The sequence below is a fragment of the Thermococcus sp. Bubb.Bath genome, from assembly GCF_012027595.1.
Classification (GTDB): Archaea; Methanobacteriota_B; Thermococci; order Thermococcales; family Thermococcaceae; genus Thermococcus.
On the sequence record NZ_SNUR01000060.1, the window covers coordinates 1 to 398 of the forward strand.

Annotated in this window: 1 pseudogene; it reads left to right on the forward strand. The window is 51.8% G+C overall.

What is annotated here, in order from left to right:
* Positions 1-210, forward strand: a pseudogene (locus E3E29_RS11505) (M42 family metallopeptidase); the annotation flags it as partial.
* Positions 211-398: the final 188 nt, after the last annotated feature.

Sequence of the window (398 nt, forward strand, 5' to 3'; positions counted from 1 at the left end):
CTTCAGGTTGAGGCCAGTCCGAGACCAACAGGAACGGACGCCAATATAATGCAGATCAACCGCGAGGGTGTTGCCACTGCAGTTCTGAGCATACCGATACGCTACATGCACAGCCAGGTCGAGACCGCTGACCTTAGGGACATCGACCTCACGGTAAAGCTCGCCAAGTACATGCTTGAGGAGCTCAGACCAATGGACCTCACTCCATGATACCACGTTCGTGGCGCAACTTCCTCCGGGATAGAACCCGGCATCCAGCCCTTTCCTTTGATTATTTCAGCTCTCTTCTCCGTCCCCCTCTGGGAAAAGTTTATTTCATTGTCTTCCCAGCCTATTATAGGTGTGGGAAGTGAACGTTGAATACATCGTTGAGAGCATCGAGCTGATAAAGGAGGCAA